The sequence below is a fragment of the Octadecabacter sp. SW4 genome, assembly GCF_008065155.1.
Taxonomy (GTDB): domain Bacteria; phylum Pseudomonadota; class Alphaproteobacteria; order Rhodobacterales; family Rhodobacteraceae; genus SW4.
The window spans coordinates 1,947,528-1,964,858 of record NZ_CP042819.1; the positions used below are offsets into that span (position 1 = coordinate 1,947,528).

At 61.1% G+C, this 17,331-nt stretch carries 13 protein-coding genes; 10 read left to right on the forward strand and 3 right to left on the reverse strand.

Translation table 11 applies throughout. From position 1 onward, the window contains the following. Positions 1–188 precede the first annotated feature (188 nt). From FTO60_RS09625 to FTO60_RS09635, 3 genes are read left to right on the forward strand one after another with little or no spacing between them, the layout of a single operon-like run. Positions 189–1,409, forward strand: a complete 1,221-nt coding sequence (locus FTO60_RS09625) for an efflux RND transporter periplasmic adaptor subunit (protein WP_148055758.1) — start codon at positions 189–191, stop codon at positions 1,407–1,409. After that, the gene (locus FTO60_RS09630) at positions 1,406–5,089 is read left to right on the forward strand and encodes an efflux RND transporter permease subunit (RefSeq protein WP_148055759.1); all 3,684 of its coding nucleotides are present in this window, start codon (positions 1,406–1,408) and stop codon (positions 5,087–5,089) included. Before FTO60_RS09625 ends, FTO60_RS09630 begins: the two co-directional genes overlap by 4 nt. Continuing rightward, complete coding sequence (locus FTO60_RS09635; protein WP_148055760.1) at positions 5,086–5,964, forward strand: hypothetical protein; 879 nt, start codon at positions 5,086–5,088, stop codon at positions 5,962–5,964. Before FTO60_RS09630 ends, FTO60_RS09635 begins: the two co-directional genes overlap by 4 nt. Here the strand turns inward: FTO60_RS09635 and FTO60_RS09640 are convergent. Beyond that, positions 5,961–7,148 carry a multidrug effflux MFS transporter gene (locus FTO60_RS09640; protein WP_148055761.1) on the reverse strand — a complete coding sequence of 396 codons (1,188 nt, stop codon included), beginning with the start codon at positions 7,146–7,148 and terminating at the stop codon, positions 5,961–5,963. The genes FTO60_RS09635 and FTO60_RS09640 overlap by 4 nt on opposite strands. 60 nt (positions 7,149–7,208) lie before the next feature. Beyond that, positions 7,209–9,032, reverse strand: coding sequence for an ABC transporter ATP-binding protein/permease (locus tag FTO60_RS09645; protein ID WP_148055762.1), 1,824 nt, complete (start codon positions 9,030–9,032; stop codon positions 7,209–7,211). A gap of 141 nt (positions 9,033–9,173) precedes the next feature. On the opposite strand from FTO60_RS09645, the gene FTO60_RS09650 reads away from it, so the two are divergent. Further along, the gene (locus tag FTO60_RS09650; protein WP_148055763.1) at positions 9,174–10,385 is read left to right on the forward strand and encodes an acyl-CoA dehydrogenase; all 1,212 of its coding nucleotides are present in this window, start codon (positions 9,174–9,176) and stop codon (positions 10,383–10,385) included. Positions 10,386–10,470: 85 nt separating this feature from the next. Next, positions 10,471–11,409 (forward strand): phosphoadenosine phosphosulfate reductase, encoded by a 939-nt coding sequence (locus tag FTO60_RS09655; protein ID WP_148055764.1) that lies wholly within the window; start codon positions 10,471–10,473, stop codon positions 11,407–11,409. Here the strand turns inward: FTO60_RS09655 and FTO60_RS09660 are convergent. After that, a complete protein-coding gene (locus FTO60_RS09660; protein WP_148055765.1) occupies positions 11,386–11,667 on the reverse strand; it encodes a hypothetical protein in 282 nt (93 codons plus the stop codon). The two genes, FTO60_RS09655 and FTO60_RS09660, sit on opposite strands and share 24 nt — an antisense overlap. Before the next feature lie 106 nt (positions 11,668–11,773). Here FTO60_RS09660 and pyrC point away from each other — a divergent pair, with 106 nt between their 5' ends. From pyrC to FTO60_RS09685, 5 genes are all read left to right on the forward strand, one after another. Beyond that, positions 11,774–12,826 carry a dihydroorotase gene (pyrC, locus tag FTO60_RS09665; protein WP_148055766.1) on the forward strand — a complete coding sequence of 351 codons (1,053 nt, stop codon included), beginning with the start codon at positions 11,774–11,776 and terminating at the stop codon, positions 12,824–12,826. 18 nt (positions 12,827–12,844) lie between these two features. Further along, on the forward strand, positions 12,845–13,522 hold the full coding sequence (locus tag FTO60_RS09670) for an orotate phosphoribosyltransferase (protein WP_148055767.1): 678 nt from the start codon (positions 12,845–12,847) through the stop codon (positions 13,520–13,522). Positions 13,523–13,719: 197 nt separating this feature from the next. Continuing rightward, positions 13,720–15,210: a replicative DNA helicase gene (locus FTO60_RS09675; RefSeq protein WP_148055768.1), complete on the forward strand. Its 1,491-nt coding sequence runs from the start codon at positions 13,720–13,722 to the stop codon at positions 15,208–15,210. A gap of 60 nt (positions 15,211–15,270) precedes the next feature. After that, a complete protein-coding gene (locus tag FTO60_RS09680) occupies positions 15,271–16,542 on the forward strand; it encodes a hypothetical protein (RefSeq protein WP_148055769.1) in 1,272 nt (423 codons plus the stop codon). Then, on the forward strand, positions 16,539–17,330 hold the full coding sequence (locus FTO60_RS09685; RefSeq protein WP_148055770.1) for a hypothetical protein: 792 nt from the start codon (positions 16,539–16,541) through the stop codon (positions 17,328–17,330). The genes FTO60_RS09680 and FTO60_RS09685 overlap by 4 nt, the downstream gene beginning before the upstream one ends. Position 17,331: the final 1 nt, after the last annotated feature.

Consider the following 17,331-nt stretch of genomic DNA (forward strand, 5'->3'; position numbering starts at 1 on the left):
TTAGCGGATGTCTTAACGCGAAGCATGGCCCCTTGCAAACCCCTCCGCTGCCGCTGTCAGCAGTGTTTGTATATCCTTGCCAAATTCTTGCAAATAAGACTAATCTAAACTAACCGGTTCAGAGTATAACCTATTATAAATCAAAACCGTGGCACAACCGCCCGCGACTGCACAACATCGAGGCCCGAATGAAACTGATGCCCATCCTCACCGCCGTTCTGGTGACCGCGTTTTTGTTATTAATGGTGTTTTACCGCGACACGCTGCTGGCCTTTGCCCAGTCAGAGCCTGTCACCGCCGAAACCGAAACGGTGGCAGAAGCGGCCGAACCCGCGCGCATCGTATCGGTTGTCGCCATGACATCAACCGCGCAAACCGTTGATAGCGCAGTCATTATGCGTGGCCGCACCGAAGCGGCGCGGCAAGTCGATGTGCGTGCCGAAACCACCGGTCAGGTGGTTTCCGATCCACTGCGCAAGGGTGCATTTGTCAACGAGGGCGACATCCTGTGCGAGCTTGATCCCGGCACCCGTGCATCCCGCCTGGCCGAGGCCCGCGCCCGTCTGGGCGAAGCCGAAGGCCGCATTCCCGAAGCCCAGGCCGCACTGGCCGAGGCGGAGGCGCGCGTGCGCGAGGCCGATATCAACGTCAACGCCGCCCGCCGGCTGAGCGAGGACGGTTTTGCGTCGGAAACACGCCTTGTCAGCGCCGAAGCCACCCGCGAGGCAGCCCTTGCGGGCGTGCAGCGCGCCAATTCCGGCGTCATTTCCGCCCGCGCCGGGATCGAAGCGGCCGAGGCGGCCGTGCAGGCCGCGCAAAAGGAGATCGAGAACCTGACCATCACGGCCCCCTTTAGCGGCTTGCTGGAAACCGATACGGCCGAACTGGGCAGCCTGCTGCAACCGGGTGCCGCCTGCGCCACGATCATCCAGCTTGATCCGATCAAACTGGTCGGCTTCGTGCCCGAAATCGACGTCAACAAGGTCACCGTCGGCGCAATGGCCGGCGGGCGGCTTGCCACGGGGGCGGAAATTGCGGGGCGGGTCACCTTCCTGTCGCGCTCGGCAGATGAAACCACCCGCACCTTCCGTGTTGAAATCGAAGTGCCGAACGGCGATCTGGCGATCCGCGATGGCCAGACGGCGGAAATCATCGTCGCCTCGGACGGGCAACAGGCGCATCTGCTGCGCCAGTCCTCACTGACACTGAACGACGATGGCGCGTTGGGCATTCGCGTGGTCGCAGACGATAATACAGCGCAGTTCCTGCCCGTCACCTTGCTGCGCGATACGGTCGATGGTGTCTGGGTCGCGGGCCTGCCCGACACGGTTGATGTGATTATCGTCGGGCAGGAATATGTGATCGACGGTGTCCCTATCGCGCCGACCTTGCAGGAGGCGGACGGATGATCAAACTTGTTGATATCGCCGCGTCCCGCGCGCGGATGGTCATTGCTTTTATCATCCTTTCGCTTCTGGCGGGCGGCTTTGCTTATGTGGGTCTGCCCAAAGAGGGCGAACCGGATATCGAGATTCCGGTCCTGTTTGTCTCGGTCCCCTTTCCCGGTATTTCCGCCGAAGACAGTGAAACCCTGCTGGTCAAGCCGATGGAATCGGAACTGGTCGATCTGGACGGGCTGAAAACCATGACCGCCACAGCCGCAGAAGGCTATGCGGGTGTCGCGCTGGAATTCGAATTTGGCTGGGACAAGACCAAGATCATGGCCGATGTGCGCGACGCCATGAGCAACGCCGAAGCCCAGTTTCCAGATGGCGCAGACCAGTATTCAATCAATGAAATCAACTTTTCCGAATTTCCGATCATCATCGTCAACCTGACCGGCGATGTGCCCGAACGCATGCTGCTGCAAGTCGCCAAAGACCTGCAGGACCGGATCGAGGGCATCGACGCCGTGCTTGACGCGGCTCTGACCGGCGAGCGCGCAGAGATGCTCGAGGTGATCATCGACCCCCTGCGCCTTGAGGCCTATAACGTCACCGCAGGCGAATTGATCAACGTTGTGAACAACAACAACCTGTTGATTGCTGCAGGCGAAGTGGACAGCCCGCAGGGGGCTTTTTCCGTCAAGATTCCATCGTCGTTCGATAACGCGCTTGATGTTTACGGCCTGCCCGTCAAAACCAACGGTGACCGTGTGGTGACCCTTGGCGATCTGGCCGATATCCGCCTGACATTTGAAGACCGCGAAAGCGTGGCGCGCTTTGATGGGGTCAACACGGTGGCCTTGCAGGTCGTGAAGCGGCGCGGCTTCAACCTGATCGACACATCGGCGCTGGTGCGCGAGGCCGTGGCGGCCGAGCAGGCCACCTGGCCCGACGATCTGAAAGCGGCCATTCAGGTTGGCACATCCAATGACCAAAGCCGCAACGTCGCCTCGATGGTCAGCCAGTTGGAAGGCTCGGTTCTGACGGCGATCGCGCTGGTGATGATCGTCGTGCTGGCCGCCCTTGGCACCCGCCCCGCACTGCTGGTCGGCTTTTCGATTCCCACATCGTTCCTTCTGTGTTTTGCCCTGCTTGCGGTGATGGGCATCACCATTTCCAACATCGTGATGTTTGGCCTGATTCTGGCCGTGGGGATGCTGGTGGACGGCGCGATTGTGGTGGTTGAATACGCCGACAAACGTATCCGCGAAGGTGTCGGCCCGATGCACGCCTATGTCGAAGCGGCCAAGCGGATGTTCTGGCCCATCGTCAGTTCCACCGCGACGACGCTTTGTGCCTTTCTGCCGATGCTGTTCTGGCCCGGAGTGCCGGGGCAGTTCATGGGCATGTTGCCCGTCACGCTGATCTTCGTCCTCTCGGCTTCACTGATCGTCGCGCTGATCTATCTGCCCGTGCTGGGCGGCGTCACCGGCCGGATGAGCCGGACATTCGGACGCGCTTCGGATGGGCTGCGTCAAATCGCACCGTGGTGGCTGCGCGCCGCACTGGTGCTGCCTGCGATCATGATGATCTTTACCGGTGCGATGATGACGCTGAACCCGGCCTATCTGTCCGGTCAGGCCGTGCAGACCGATGGGTTCATCGCGTCGTTGCCGGGTATGATCCTGTTTTTCCTGGGGGCCGTGGCCGTGTCGATCACAGTCGGGTCGATCCGCATCCAACGTCAGGCCAAGCGTATCAAGGCGGGCTATCGCCGCTCGCCCTTTGGCTGGGTGATCCACACCATCACCGGCAATCCGGTCATGCCTCTGGTCAGCATCGGCGCGATTATCTTTATCGTCATCTCGGTCTTTGGCTACTTTGGCGAAAACAATAACGGCGTCGAATTTTTTGTCGAAAGCGAACCCGAACAGGCCATCGTCTATGTGCAGGCGCGCGGCAACCTGTCCCTGCCCGAAAAGGACGCGCTGGTGATGCTCGCCGAACAGATGGCGATCGACACGCCCGGCGTGCAGACCGTATTTGCCTTTGCCGGTGCGGGCGGGTTGAATCAGAACACCGCAGGCGCAAGTGGGCCGGGCGATGCGATCGGCCAGCTTCAGATCGAACTGATCCCGTGGGAGGACCGCCCCGCCTATGCGCGCGACCACCCCGATGAAATCTCGCTGGCGGAACTGGATGGCGATATCGTCATGGCCAACCTTCAGGCAAAACTTGACACGATCCCCGGTATCCGCACCGAAACCCTGAACCTGTCGATGGGTCCGGGGGCGGCAAAACCGCTGCACCTGCGCCTGACGGGCAATGACTGGGAACAACTGCTGGCCGCCACGGGTGCGGCGCGCACCCTGTTCGAAGACACCCCCGGGCTGATCGTCATCGAAGACAGTCGCCCCCTGCCCGGCATTGATTGGGAAATCAACGTCGATGTGGAAAAAGCCGGCCGGTATGGCGCCGATGTGGCGACCGTCGGCGGCATGGTGCAACTGATCACGCGCGGCATCATGCTGGGCAGCTACACCCCCGATGGTGGCGATGAAGAGATCGACATCCGCGTGCGCCTGCCCGAACAGGACCGCGTGTTGTCCACGCTCGATTCCCTGCGAGTGCGCACGCAGGCGGGCCTTGTGCCGCTGTCCAATTTCATCACCCGCACGCCAGTGCCGAAACTGGCGCAGATCAACCGGATTGATCAGGAACGCTATTTCGACGTCAAGGCCGATGTCGACAGCGACCTTGTGAAACTGACCGACCCGGACAGTGGCGATTTCCGCGTCACCACCGCCGCTGCCGCCGAGGCCGACCAGAGCGTGCAGGATCAGATCGCCGACGGCACGCTGTTGCAGGCGGTCGTGAACCCCAACGAACGGATCGCGGTGCTGACGCAGTGGCTGGAAACACCGGGCAACCTGCCCGCGGGCATCGGTTTTGAATGGACCGGTGATGCACAGGAACAAGAGGAAAGTCAGGAATTCCTGGTGTCGGCCTTTGCTGGTGCCCTGGCGTTGATGTTCATCATCCTGCTGGCCCAGTTCAACAGCTTTTACAATTCCGTCCTTGTGCTGCTGGCGGTGGTTCTGTCCACCACCGGCGTGCTGATCGGCATGCTGGTGATGGATCAGGCGTTTTCAATCATCATGACCGGCACGGGCATCGTCGCCTTGGCGGGGATCGTGGTGAACAACAACATCGTGCTAATTGACACCTATCAGGAATACGAAAAATACATGCCACGAACCGAGGCCATCACCCGCACCGCCGAAGACCGCATTCGTCCGGTGTTGCTGACCACGATCACGACGATGGCGGGGCTTGCGCCGATGATGTTTGGCCTTTCGCTTGATTTCATCAACGGCGGCTACAGCATCGACAGCCCCACGGCACTTTGGTGGAAACAACTGGCCACGGCGGTGGTGTTTGGCCTGGGGATCGCCACGGTGCTGACGCTGGTGTTCACGCCCTCGATGCTGGCGCTGCGGGTCTGGGTGACGACCTATGCCCGTTGGGGCGGGCAAGCGCTGGCAAAACTGTCGCTGGGGCGTGGCAGCCGCGCCGCGCAGGACTGGGCACTGGAACGCGATGCCAAACGGGTGCGCGCGCCAGAGATCCTCTGGGGTGAAGACCCGTTCACCGCCCCTGACCCTGTCGTGGTCCCCGAGACTTCCCTCAAGGCTGCGGAATGAAACGCCTGATCAGCGCGGTCGCACTCTGCGCCGCCCTGATCGCCGCGCCCGCCAGCGCCGACCCGATCCTGTTCGGCTATGCCGCCGTATCCTGCGGCCTTGACGACCCGCACGACACCACCGACCGCGTGGATTACGCGGACGAGGTCGCCGATTTTACCACCGCCAATCAGGTCTGCATCACCGCCGACGCCGATGAAACCGCCGCCCGTCTGGCGCGCACGGCCGCGTTGTTCACACCTGTTTTCTACATCGAACCGGTGTTCTTCTCCCAAAGCCCGCGCCGCCTGCGGCCCAACCCCGATGCCGACGCGCTGTGGGAATATACGGTTGCCACGATCGCCGCCAGCGACGTACCCGCCGATGATCTGATCTTTTACCTTGTGGACGAGCCGACCCTGCGCCGCCTTCCGCTGAGTGCTGTATCGGCGGCCGCGCGCGTCATCAAAGGCACCTTCCCCAACGCGCGCATCCTGATGATCGAGGCCTTTGCGCCCGATGATCCCGTGGCCATCCCCGCTGGCGTCGATATTTGGGGATTCAACACCTATGCCCTGCGCGATCCGGCGGCTGATCCTGCATTCATCCGCCAGTTGGCATCGGCCCGCACGGCCCTTGGACCCCATCAAAGCCTCGCCCTGATCATGGATGCGCAATACACCCCCGTCCACGCCGCCGCCGGCCTGACCGAGGCTGACATGGCCGATGTCGCGCGCGCCTATGCCCGCCTTGCGCGTTCAACACCCGAGGTGTCGATCATGCTGGGTTACACTTGGGCCGGAGGGATCGACGGGCCTTGGGAAAAGGGACTGCGCGACCTGCCCCAACCGGTGATCGCCGCGCACCGCCAGATCGGGCGGGCGCTGCGCAACTAGGACGCCTGCGCAGACTGCCCGATCCGTCCCATGATCCAGACCGACAGTGCCAGAGCGGCGAGCGCACAGAACGTAATTGCTGCGACCATCGGCAGGGCCGTGCCGTCGAAAAACTGCGCCGACAGCACCATCATCACGCCACCCACCAGCATTTGCAGCGTGCCGCCAAGGCTTGAGGCAAGCCCCGCAATATCACCGTGATCGTCCAGCGCCATGACCATGGTCGTCGGGATTACCAGCCCAAGGCAGGCATTGGCCAACGCCAACCCGGCGACGATCACATAAAGGGTGCCACCCCCCAACGCGACGACCAGCGTCAGCGCCGCCGCGATCGCCGCGAATCCAAAGATCGCGCTGCGCATCACCGCCACCATGCCAAAGCGCGCGCCCAACGGCCCTGCCGCCTGTGACGCGCTAAAAAAACCTATCGCGTTAACAGCGAATGCGACGCTGAACCCTGTCGGTGTTAGCCCGAACTGATCGGTGTAAACAAAGGCTGCATTGGCCAGAAAGACGAAAAAGCTGGCCATGCCAAAGCCGCCGATCATTGTCAGCCCCATGAACACCGGATCGCGCAGCAAGACTCGCGCCCCGCGGCGCAGGTTCATGAAATTGATCGCCACGCGCAAGGATGGCGTAAGGGTTTCGCGAAACGCAAATGCCGTCACCAACAAACTGGCCCCCGCAGCCGCGAACATCGCCCAGAACAGCAAGCGCCACCCGCCCACCAACAACAATCCGCTACCCGCTAGCGGTGCCAGCATAGGCGAAACCGAAATCACCAGCATGACCATCGCCATCAGCTTCGTGCCTTCAACACCTGTGTAACGGTCGCGAATAATCGCGCGCGGCACGACCATCAGCACCGCCCCGCCCAACCCCTGCATCGCGCGGAACGCGATAAGCCAGCCAATCGTCGGGGACAGCGCGCAACCCACTGTTGCAAAAGCGAAAATGCCAAGTCCCAGATACAGCGGCGGCTTGCGCCCCACCTGGTCGGACCACGGCCCATAGACCAGTTGCGCCAGCCCAAAGACAATGAAATAGGCGGTCAGCGTCATCTGCGTGGCAGCGACACTTGCATCCAGATCACCCTCGATCATAGGCATCCCGGGCAGATACATGTCGATGGCAAAAGGGCCTACGGCGGACAACAGTCCAAGGATCAGGGCAAAGCGCAGCATGGGAACCTAAAGAATGGGATATGCCCTGCTACGCCCATAGGTGTCGCTTGGCAATCACTCTCAGGCGGCTTCGTCCTGTTGCTGGCGGTTCCACAACTGGGCATAGCGATCACCCTTGGCCAGCAGCGCGTCATGGGTGCCTTCCTCGACGATCACGCCGTTTTCCAGCACGACAATCCGGTCCGCATCGGCAATGGTGGACAGGCGGTGCGCGATGGTGATCACGGTGCGGCCCTGTCCCATCGCCTTGAGTTCGGCCTGAATTTCCATCTCGGTTTCGGTATCAAGCGCGCTGGTGGCTTCGTCCAAAAGCAGGATCGGTGGGTTTTTCAGCAAGGTGCGGGCAATCCCGACACGCTGTTTTTCGCCGCCCGACAGTTTCAGCCCGCGTTCCCCCACCGTGGTTGCATAACCATCAGGCAGACCTTGGATGAAATCGTGGATCTTGGCGGCCTTGGCGGCGGCCTCGATCTCGGAGCGGCTGGCATCGGCGCGCCCATAGGCGATGTTGTAAAGAATCGTGTCGTTGAACAGCACCGTATCCTGCGGCACCACGCCGATCTGGGCGTGCAGGCTCTCTTGGGTGACGTCGCGCACATCCTGTCCGTCGATTTTCAGCGCCCCACCGCTGACATCGTAGAACCGGAACAGCAGCCGACCGATAGTTGATTTGCCCGACCCCGACGATCCGACAATCGCCACGGTCTGCCCCGCGCCCACGCGCAGGCTGACCCCCTTCAATATGGGGCGCGCAGCGTCATAGCCGAACATGATATCGTCAAGCTCCACCTCACCGCCTTGCACATTTAGAACATCTGCACCCGGTTTATCGGTAACTTCTGACGGTTGCTCTAACAAATCGAACATCTGGCCCATATCAACCAGCGCCTGCCGGATTTCGCGATACACCGTGCCAAGAAAGTTAAGCGGCAAGGTAATCTGGATCATATAGGCGTTGACCATAACAAAATCGCCGACCGTCAGCGCGCCGTTCTGCACACCAATCGCCGCCATGACCATGACCACGACCAACCCGCCGGTGATCAACAAGGACTGCCCGAAATTCAGAAAGGCCAGCGTGTAGTTGGTTTTCAGCGCGGCCTGTTCATATTGCGCCATCGCCCCGTCATAGCGGGCGGCTTCGCGTGCTTCGGCCCCGAAATACTTGACCGTTTCAAAATTCAGCAGGCTGTCGATGGCCTTTTGATTGGCATCAGTGTCCTGATCGTTCATTTCCTTGCGGATTTTCACGCGCCATTCGGTGACCCGAAAGGTGAACCAGACATAAAGCGCAATCGTCAGCACCACGACGGCCAGATACCAGACATCGAACAAAAAGAACAAAACGACTGAAATCATAAGCAATTCCAGCGCCAGCGGACCGATACTGAACAGCAAAAAGCGCAGCAAAAAGTCCACACCCTTGACGCCGCGCTCGATGATCCGGCTTAACCCGCCGGTCTTGCGCGTGATGTGATAGCGCAGGGACAGGCGGTGAATATGGGTGAATGTCTCGAGCGCGAGTTGCCGCAACGCGCGCTGCCCGACCCGCGCGAACGCCACATCGCGCAGCTGTTGAAAGCCCACATTCATCAGCCGCGCCATGCCATAGGCCAGCGTCAGCCCTACCGCACCAAGCGCCAGAAACAGGGCCGACGATCCCCCGTCCTCGCCCGCGAGGCTGTCAACTGCGCCCTTGTAAAAAAGGGGCGTGCCCACCGCGATCAGCTTGGCCAGAAACAGTACCGCCAGCGCCAGAACCACGCGGCGTTTGACCCAATTCTGTCCCGCGGGCCACAGATAGGGGATGACCCGCCGGATCGTGCGCATCCCGTTCAGTTGATCGTTATTAAGGTTGGCAGCGGTTTTGGGCAGGCGGCGCATACATCGGCTTTCTTCTGAACGGATAGGTTTAGATAAGGGTGCCATTGGCGAATGACCAGTCGTGACATGCAACTGGGGCGCATTGCCCCTGCCCAAGCGACCCGCTAGGTCTTGGACACGTTCATTCATCGGAGTCGCGCCATGACCAGCACAACCGCCCTCGACAAGCCCGATCTTGGCCCCTTTGACTGGGCCGATCCGTTCCAGCTTGAACAGCAACTGAGCGAGGATGAAAGGATGCTGCGCGATGCGGCCAACACATTCGCGCAAACCACCCTGCAACCGCGCATCACCGCCGCCTACCGCGACGCGGAAACCGATGCCGGCATTTTCCGCGAGATGGGCGATGCAGGCCTGCTGGGCCTGACCATCCCCGAAGAATACGGCGGGTTGGGCGCGGGCTATGTCACCTACGGCCTTGTCGCGCGTGAAATAGAACGTGTCGACAGCGGCTATCGGTCGATGATGTCGGTGCAGTCATCCCTCGTGATGTATCCGATTCACGCCTATGGCTCTGACGAACAACGGGAAAAATACCTCCCCGGACTGGCCGCCGGCACCTTGATCGGCTGTTTCGGGTTGACCGAACCGGACGCAGGCAGTGATCCGGGCGGCATGAAAACCCGCGCTGAAAAGACCGCAAATGGCTACAGGATCAGCGGATCAAAGATGTGGATTTCCAATAGTCCGATCGCCGATGTCTTCGTGATCTGGGCCAAATCCGACGCCCACGCGGGCAAAATTCGCGGCTTTGTGCTGGAAAAGGGCATGACGGGGCTAAGCGCGCCGAAAATCGGCGGCAAACTGTCCCTGCGCGCCTCGATCACCGGCGAAATTGTCATGGACGGCGTTGAAGTCGGCGAAGATGCCCTGCTGCCCAATGTTCAGGGCCTCAAGGGGCCGTTCGGCTGCCTGAACCGCGCGCGTTACGGGATCAGCTGGGGCGTCATGGGCGCGGCCGAGGCCTGCTGGCACGCCGCGCGGCAATACGGGCTGGATCGCAAACAGTTCAACCGCCCAATCGCCCAAACCCAGCTTTTCCAGAAGAAACTGGCCGATATGCAAACCGAGATCACGCTGGGCCTGCAAGGGGCGCTGAGGGTCGGACGGCTGATGGAAAACCACGCCGCCGCACCCGAGATGATTTCCATGATGAAGCGCAACAATTGCGGCAAGGCGCTCGAGATTGCCCGCCACGCGCGCGACATGCATGGCGGCAACGGAATCTCCGAAGATTTCCAAGTGATGCGGCATATGATAAACCTTGAAACGGTGAATACCTACGAGGGCACGCACGACGTTCATGCGCTTATTCTGGGGCGGGCGCAGACCGGATTGCAGGCCTTTTTCTAGCGGTCGCAAAAAGGGCGTCCCCCTTGCCAAATTTCGCCGCAAATTGGCGTGACAAGGGGGCAGCCCGTGACAGGAAAAGAGTGTGATGAAAGACGCTGCCAGCAAGTTCGACGCCGACCTAACCGACCTTGGCCAGGACGAATGGCTGGCCCAACTTGAGGAAATCGCCGAGGAATACGGCTATTTCGAAAACCTTGGCCCCGATCACATGGCCGCTTTCATTGACGAGGGCACCAAGCTGCTGGTGACCTTTGAAACGGTCAATTCCGCCCATAAACTGAACCACGACGAAGAGCCAATCGGCTTTGCATTCGTGCGCGAGGAAGGTTGGTCGCATCTGGCGATCCTAGCGACGAGAAACAGCTGGTTCCGCGACCGCCATGTTTACGGCTATTTTGACCGGCTGATCGACGACGGCTTCTTCGAGGATTTCGATTCCGTGCTGTTTTACGGCGCTGGCATGGGTGGTTACGCCGCTGCTGCCTATTCTGTTGCAGCACCCGGCGCACAGGTTCTGGCGTTGCGCCCCTTTGCCACCCTTGATCCGCGCGTGACCGAATGGGACGCGCGGTTTCACAAGATGCGCCGCACCTCGTTCACCGACAGATACGGCTATGCCCCCGACATGATAGATGCGGTGGATCGCGCGACAATCGTTTACGACCCCCGCCAGCAGTTGGATGCGATGCACGCCGCGATGTTCACCAAATCCAACGTCACGAAACTGCGCGTGCCCAATCTGGGCGACACCATTGAACGGGATCTGGCGGGGATGCATCTGCTGGCCCCGATGATCACCGCGGCGATGGACGGTAATCTGACGCCCGCCGCCTTCGCGCAGCTTTTCCGCAAGCGTCAAAGCCATCTGCCCTATCTGCGCGGCCTGCTGCATGTCACAGAACAGCGCGACCGGCCCGATCTGACCCGCCGCGTCTGTGAATTTGTGCTGCGTGACCGCAAGCGGCCGCTGTTCCGGCGCAAGCTTGAAGAACTTGACGCCCTAGCCGCGCCGGTTGGCGAGTAGTTTCTGCGCACCTTCGACCAGGCGCGTGGCAAAATACCCCAGCACCAGCCCAATCGCGATCCAGAAGGTCGTCCCGCTAAGCAAAAGCCGCGCCAGCACCCCGACCGCGACCAGCACCACCATGAAGCTCAGCAAGCGATGCTCGCTTTCTTCAACGGTGAACAGCGGTGACACCAGCTTGGCCAGGGGACGCGCCACGGGGGCGTCAAGATAGGGCGTCACAAAGCCGCCGACGAGAGCGATGATAAATCCGAACATGGTATTCTCCGTTTGTTGCACGCATCCTATCACAACGTTTCGCGGTGTGCGGGGGAAAAAGACTCTGCCTCTGGTCAGAACGCCCGCTTGCGTGTAATCGGATGCCATGAGCCCACAGATCATAGACCGCCTGACGATCCGCCGCCCTGACGATTGGCATTTGCACCTGCGTGACGGGGCAATGTTGCAAGGCGTTCTGCCTGAAACGGCCCGCCACTTTGGCCGCGCAATCGTCATGCCCAATCTGGTGCCGCCAGTTGTGACCGCGGCCCAGGCGGCCGCCTACCGCGACCGGATCATGGCCGCCCTGCCCGAGGGCATGACGTTCCAGCCGCTGATGACGCTCTACCTGACCGAAGACACCGATCCCGCAGATGTGGCGCAGGCCCACGCCAGCGGCATCGCCACCGCCGTCAAACTTTACCCCGCCGGGGCCACAACCAATTCCGCCAGCGGCGTTGCCGATTTCGACAAGGTCCGCCCCGTGCTGGAAAAGATGGCCGAGATCGGCATGCCGCTTTGCGTGCACGGCGAAGTCACCGACTCCGATATCGACATTTTTGACCGCGAAGCCGTGTTCATCGACAAGGTGCTGAAACCGATCCGCAAGAAGACCCCCGATCTGCGCGTCGTCATGGAGCATGTGACAACGCAGAACGCCGTGGATTACGTGCGCGACAGTTCAAAAAATCTGGCCGCGACGATCACCACCCACCACCTGATCATCAACCGCAATCATATCCTCGCTGGCGGTATCCGCCCGCATTATTACTGCCTGCCCGTGGCCAAGCGCGAACAGCATCGCGTGGCATTGGTGCAGGCCGCCATATCGGGCGACAAACGGTTCTTTCTGGGCACCGATTCCGCGCCACACACGGATGCGCGCAAATTGCAGGAATGTGGCTGCGCAGGCGTCTTTTCGGCGACCAACACCATGTCTTGCCTGGCCGAAGTCTTTGATGCGGCACGTAAATTGTCGCAACTGGAATCCTTTGCTTCGCTCAACGGTCCCGCGTTCTATGGCCTGCCCCCCGCTGATGACACGATCACATTGGTGCGCGGCGCACCCGTTGACTATCCCGCCCAGATCGACACGGGCGAAGGCCCGGTTACGCTTTTCAATCCCGGTTTCCCGCTGCATTGGCACGTGGAGACCTGACGCCACAGGACGCCTCGCATGATCCCCACATCTTTTCCGACCAAAGAAGAAATGGCGCGCCTCACCGCGCGTATGCTGCTCGAGATCGAGGCGATTTCGTTCAACGCCGATGCGCCTTTTACCCACGCCAGCGGCAAGCAGGCCCCCACCTATATCGATTGCCGCAAGCTGATCTCCTTTCCGCGTATCCGCACCACCTTGATGGATTTTCTGACCGTCACCGTGATGCGCGAATGCGGCTTTGAGGCCTTCGACAATATCGCCGGTGGCGAAACGGCCGGCATTCCTTTTGGCGCGATGGTCGCCGAACGCTTGGCCCTGCCGATGACATATGTTCGCAAGAAACCAAAGGGTTACGGCAAAAACGCCCGCATCGAAGGGGTCATGCGCGAAGGCCAGCGCGTGTTGCTGGTCGAGGATTTGACGACCGATGGCGGCTCCAAACTGTCCTTTGTCGATGCGATCCGCGAAACCGGCGCGACCTGTAACGCCACGGCGGTGATTTTCTATTACGGCATCTTTGACGGCGTGGAAAAAACGCTTGGTGATCACGGCGTGCAACTGCTGCATCTGTGCACCTGGTGGGACGTTCTGGCCGAGGCCAAGGCGCAGGGACATTTCACCCCCGAAACCCTGGCCGAGGTCGAATCGTATCTCAACGATCCCGCCGCATGGTCCGCCGCGCGGCAGGGGTAGCAGAAAAAAGTCACCCGTGTTTACCTATGGTTAATGCCGCGATTATTCGCAGATATTGACAAAACCCACCGCATCGCCCCAATATCTGGGACTTGGCGGGTGCAGCAAAGCTATCCACAAAACTATACATTTTGCCCCCGCCGTGCGGGCGTTGTATCCGGTCCATCACGGGCAAGACGACCAATAGCGAGGGCAGCATGAACGAGATCACCACATTCAACGCGACCGGAGTTGAAGGCGCGAACGTGGACTCCATGCCCCATTCGATCGAGGCCGAACAGCAGTTGCTGGGCGCGATCCTGACCAACAACGATATCTTTGACCGGATCGCCAGCATCATCAGCCCCAAGCATTTCTATGATCCCGTCCACGCCCGCATCTTTGAGACCGCTGCCAGCCGGATCGCCAAGAACAACCTTGCCTCGCCCGTCACGCTCAAGGCCTTTCTGGAAGACGACGAAGGACTGAAGGAACTGGGCGGCCCCGCCTATCTGGCGCGTCTTGCGGGGGCCGCGATTTCAGCCTTTGCTGCGCGTGATTATGCGCAGATGATTTATGACTTTTCGGTGCGCCGCGAGCTGATTCAGGTGGGCCGCGATATCGCCGCCAAGGCCGCGTCCGTCGATATCGACAGCGAACCGCGCGAACAGATCGTCGAGGCCGAACAGGAACTTTACCGCCTTGCCGAACAGGGCACCACTGAAAGCGGATTTCAAAGCTTTCTCAAGGCCGTAACAGACGCCGTTAATGTTGCCAACGCCGCCTATCAACGCGAAGGCGGGCTGGCCGGTGTCGCCACCGATCTGGTCGATATGGACCGGATGCTGGGCGGGTTGCACAAGTCCGATCTGCTGATCTTGGCCGGGCGCCCGTCGATGGGGAAAACCTCGCTTGCGACCAATATCGCCTATAACGTCGCCAAGGCCTATAAAAAGGGCAAGCTGGCAGATGGCTCCGAAGGGGCGGTGGACGGCGGCGTCGTCGGATTTTTCAGCCTTGAGATGAGCGCCGAACAACTGGCGGGCCGGATCCTCGCCGAAGCCTCGGAAATCTCCTCCCATAAAATCCGTCAGGGCGACATGGACGAAGTCGAATTTCGCCGTTTTGTCGACGCCGCCAAATCGCTGGAAGCCTGCCCGCTGTTCATTGATGACACCGCCGCGATCCCGATCAGCCAGCTGGCCGCCCGCGCCCGCCGTCTGAAACGCACCCACGGGCTGGACCTGCTGATCGTCGACTATTTGCAACTGGTGCGCGGCACCTCGGAAAACCGCGTGCAGGAAATCGGTGAAATCTCGATGGGCCTCAAGGCGATTGCCAAGGAATTGCAAATCCCTGTCATCGCCCTGTCACAGCTCTCGCGTCAGGTGGAATCGCGCGAAGACAAGCGCCCGCAACTGTCCGACCTGCGTGAATCGGGTTCTATCGAGCAGGACGCCGACGTGGTCATGTTCGTCTATCGTGGCGAATATTACAAAGAGCGGGAAAAACCCGCCGACCACGAGCTGGACAAGGTTGCCGTCTGGCAAGAGGAAATGGACCGCCTGCACGGCAAGGCCGAGGTGATCATCGGCAAGCAACGTCACGGCCCGATCGGCACCGTGGAATTGTCGTTCGAGGCGCAGTTCACCCGCTTTGGCAATCTGGTCAAACCCTGGCAGCAGGACAGTGGCAGCAGCAAATTCTGATCGCCGCATTGCATCTGGCGGGTTGCCCCCTAAACTGCGGATACCCTGCCGGAGAACCCCATGACAGACGACAACGATCCCCGCACCTCTGCCGCCCAGGAGCGCGGTGTGCGCTATGCCCGCGAGCTGGAAAACCACCTGTCGTGGCTGGATACGATCACCGGCACCGCGCTGGGAATTCTGGCCATCGCCTCGGGCATTTATACCTATCTTGGCGTGTCGTCCCTGCTAGATGACACCGGCGCGCTCAGCTTTTTTGCGGCGATGGCCTATTCGGTGGCCGTCTCGGTGGCGATCTTTGTTTTCTGGTCCTATCTCATGCGGCTTTTGCCCGCCGTGCGCACGGCGGGCGCGCGCGTTGGCCTGCTGGCCTCGATGCTGCTGGGCAGTTTCGCGATCATCGCCATGTCTTCGTGGCTGAACGCCGCCGCCCTGGCGGGCGCAGCTGCCGTCGAACAGCATCTGGCAAAAACCGTGCAGGATTATCAGGGCGCGCTGGAACGCGCCAATGCCGTGGCCATCGCCGCCCAAGGGCTGGAACGTGACGTGGCCCGTGTGCGTCAAAGCTTCGAAGACCTTGGCGAACAAGAGGCCACGGGGCAGTTGTCCGGCATTGCCGGTCAGGGCGCCGTGTTCCGGCTGCTGCGCCAGAAATCCGACGAACTGGCAGGCCTTGAGGCGCAGATCGCCAGCCAGCAACCGCTGGTCGACGCCGCCTTTGACGAAGGCAACGCGATCCTTAGCCGGATGCGCGCGCTGACGGTCGAGCCCGGCCCCGTTGACGCACGCTCGGTGCAGTTTTCCGAAGATGCGGTGCGGCTGGCCAATATCATCACGCAATTGCGCCAGTTGTCAGTGGCCCCGCTGGTCGGGCGCGCGGCCCAAGACCTGTCGGCCTCGGTCGTGCTGCCGGAACTGGATGGGCGCACGGATTCAACCCGTCAGGACCAGCAGGCCACGATCACGGCGGTGCTGACCGTGCTGGGCCAACGCGCCGATACCTTGCAGGTGGCCGTGCAGGGCGTTCTGGGCATGGCCCCACCCGCCGAGATTACCTACACGCCGATTTCGACCGCCGATGCGGTGATCAAATACGCCGAAAATTTTGTCCCCAGCTGGGCGGGGGCCATCGCGATTGACCTGCTGCCTGGCGTGCTGGTGTTTATCGTCATGGTCACCCAGGCCGCGATCCGCTCGGGCCGCGAAGGGGCGGCAAACGAAGACATGATGACGCTGGCCGAACTGCGCACCGCCATCGTCGCCCTGCGCGATGTCGAAGGCGTGCTGGAACGCCCGACAACACCGCCGGCCGATCAGCCCAAAGACACATGACCGCGCCGCCCGACCTGCCCCGTGACACACCGTTTCAGGCCAAACGGATCATTCAGGCCGTGCTGATCGTGCAATTGGGGATCGCGGCGATCCTGTTCAGCGCCGATTTGTTGCCCAGTCTTGCGACGCTGGTCGCACCTTCGGATGCGCCCGCCCTCACGCAACCGGCCAGCCCGGGCGATCAAACGCGGCGCTACAGCCCGCGCGATGTGCCCACCCGCGCGCCCAATCCCGACACCCGCCCGATTCCGGCGACAACGGACATGCCCAACCGGCTCGCGTTCGCGTTCACCACATGGGAGGATGCCCCCGCGCTGATCCTGACCGGCACAATCGAAACAGGTGACGCGGGCCGTTTTGCCGATGCCCTTGCCCTCAACCCTGCGCCGCAGGTCGTCTTTTTGAACAGTCCCGGCGGGTCGGTGATGGATGCACTGGCCATTGGCCGCACCCTGCGCGACCTTGGCGTCACGACGCGGCTGACACAAAGCGATATCTGCCTGTCCGCCTGCCCCTATATCTTTGCCGCAGGCACGCAGCGGATCGCCGATGATGACGCATGGCTGGGCGTGCATCAGCACTTCTTTGATGAAAACACCGTCCTGCCCGCCTTTCTTGCGGTCGAAAACATCCAGCGCGGTCAGGCCGAAGTCGTCGGCTATCTTGATGATATGGGCGTCGATCTGCGGATCATGCAACCGGCAATGGCCACCCCGCCGGATGAAATTTACCTGCTGACACCGCAGGAACGGATCGACTATCATCTGACCACGCCGCCGGACGAATAGG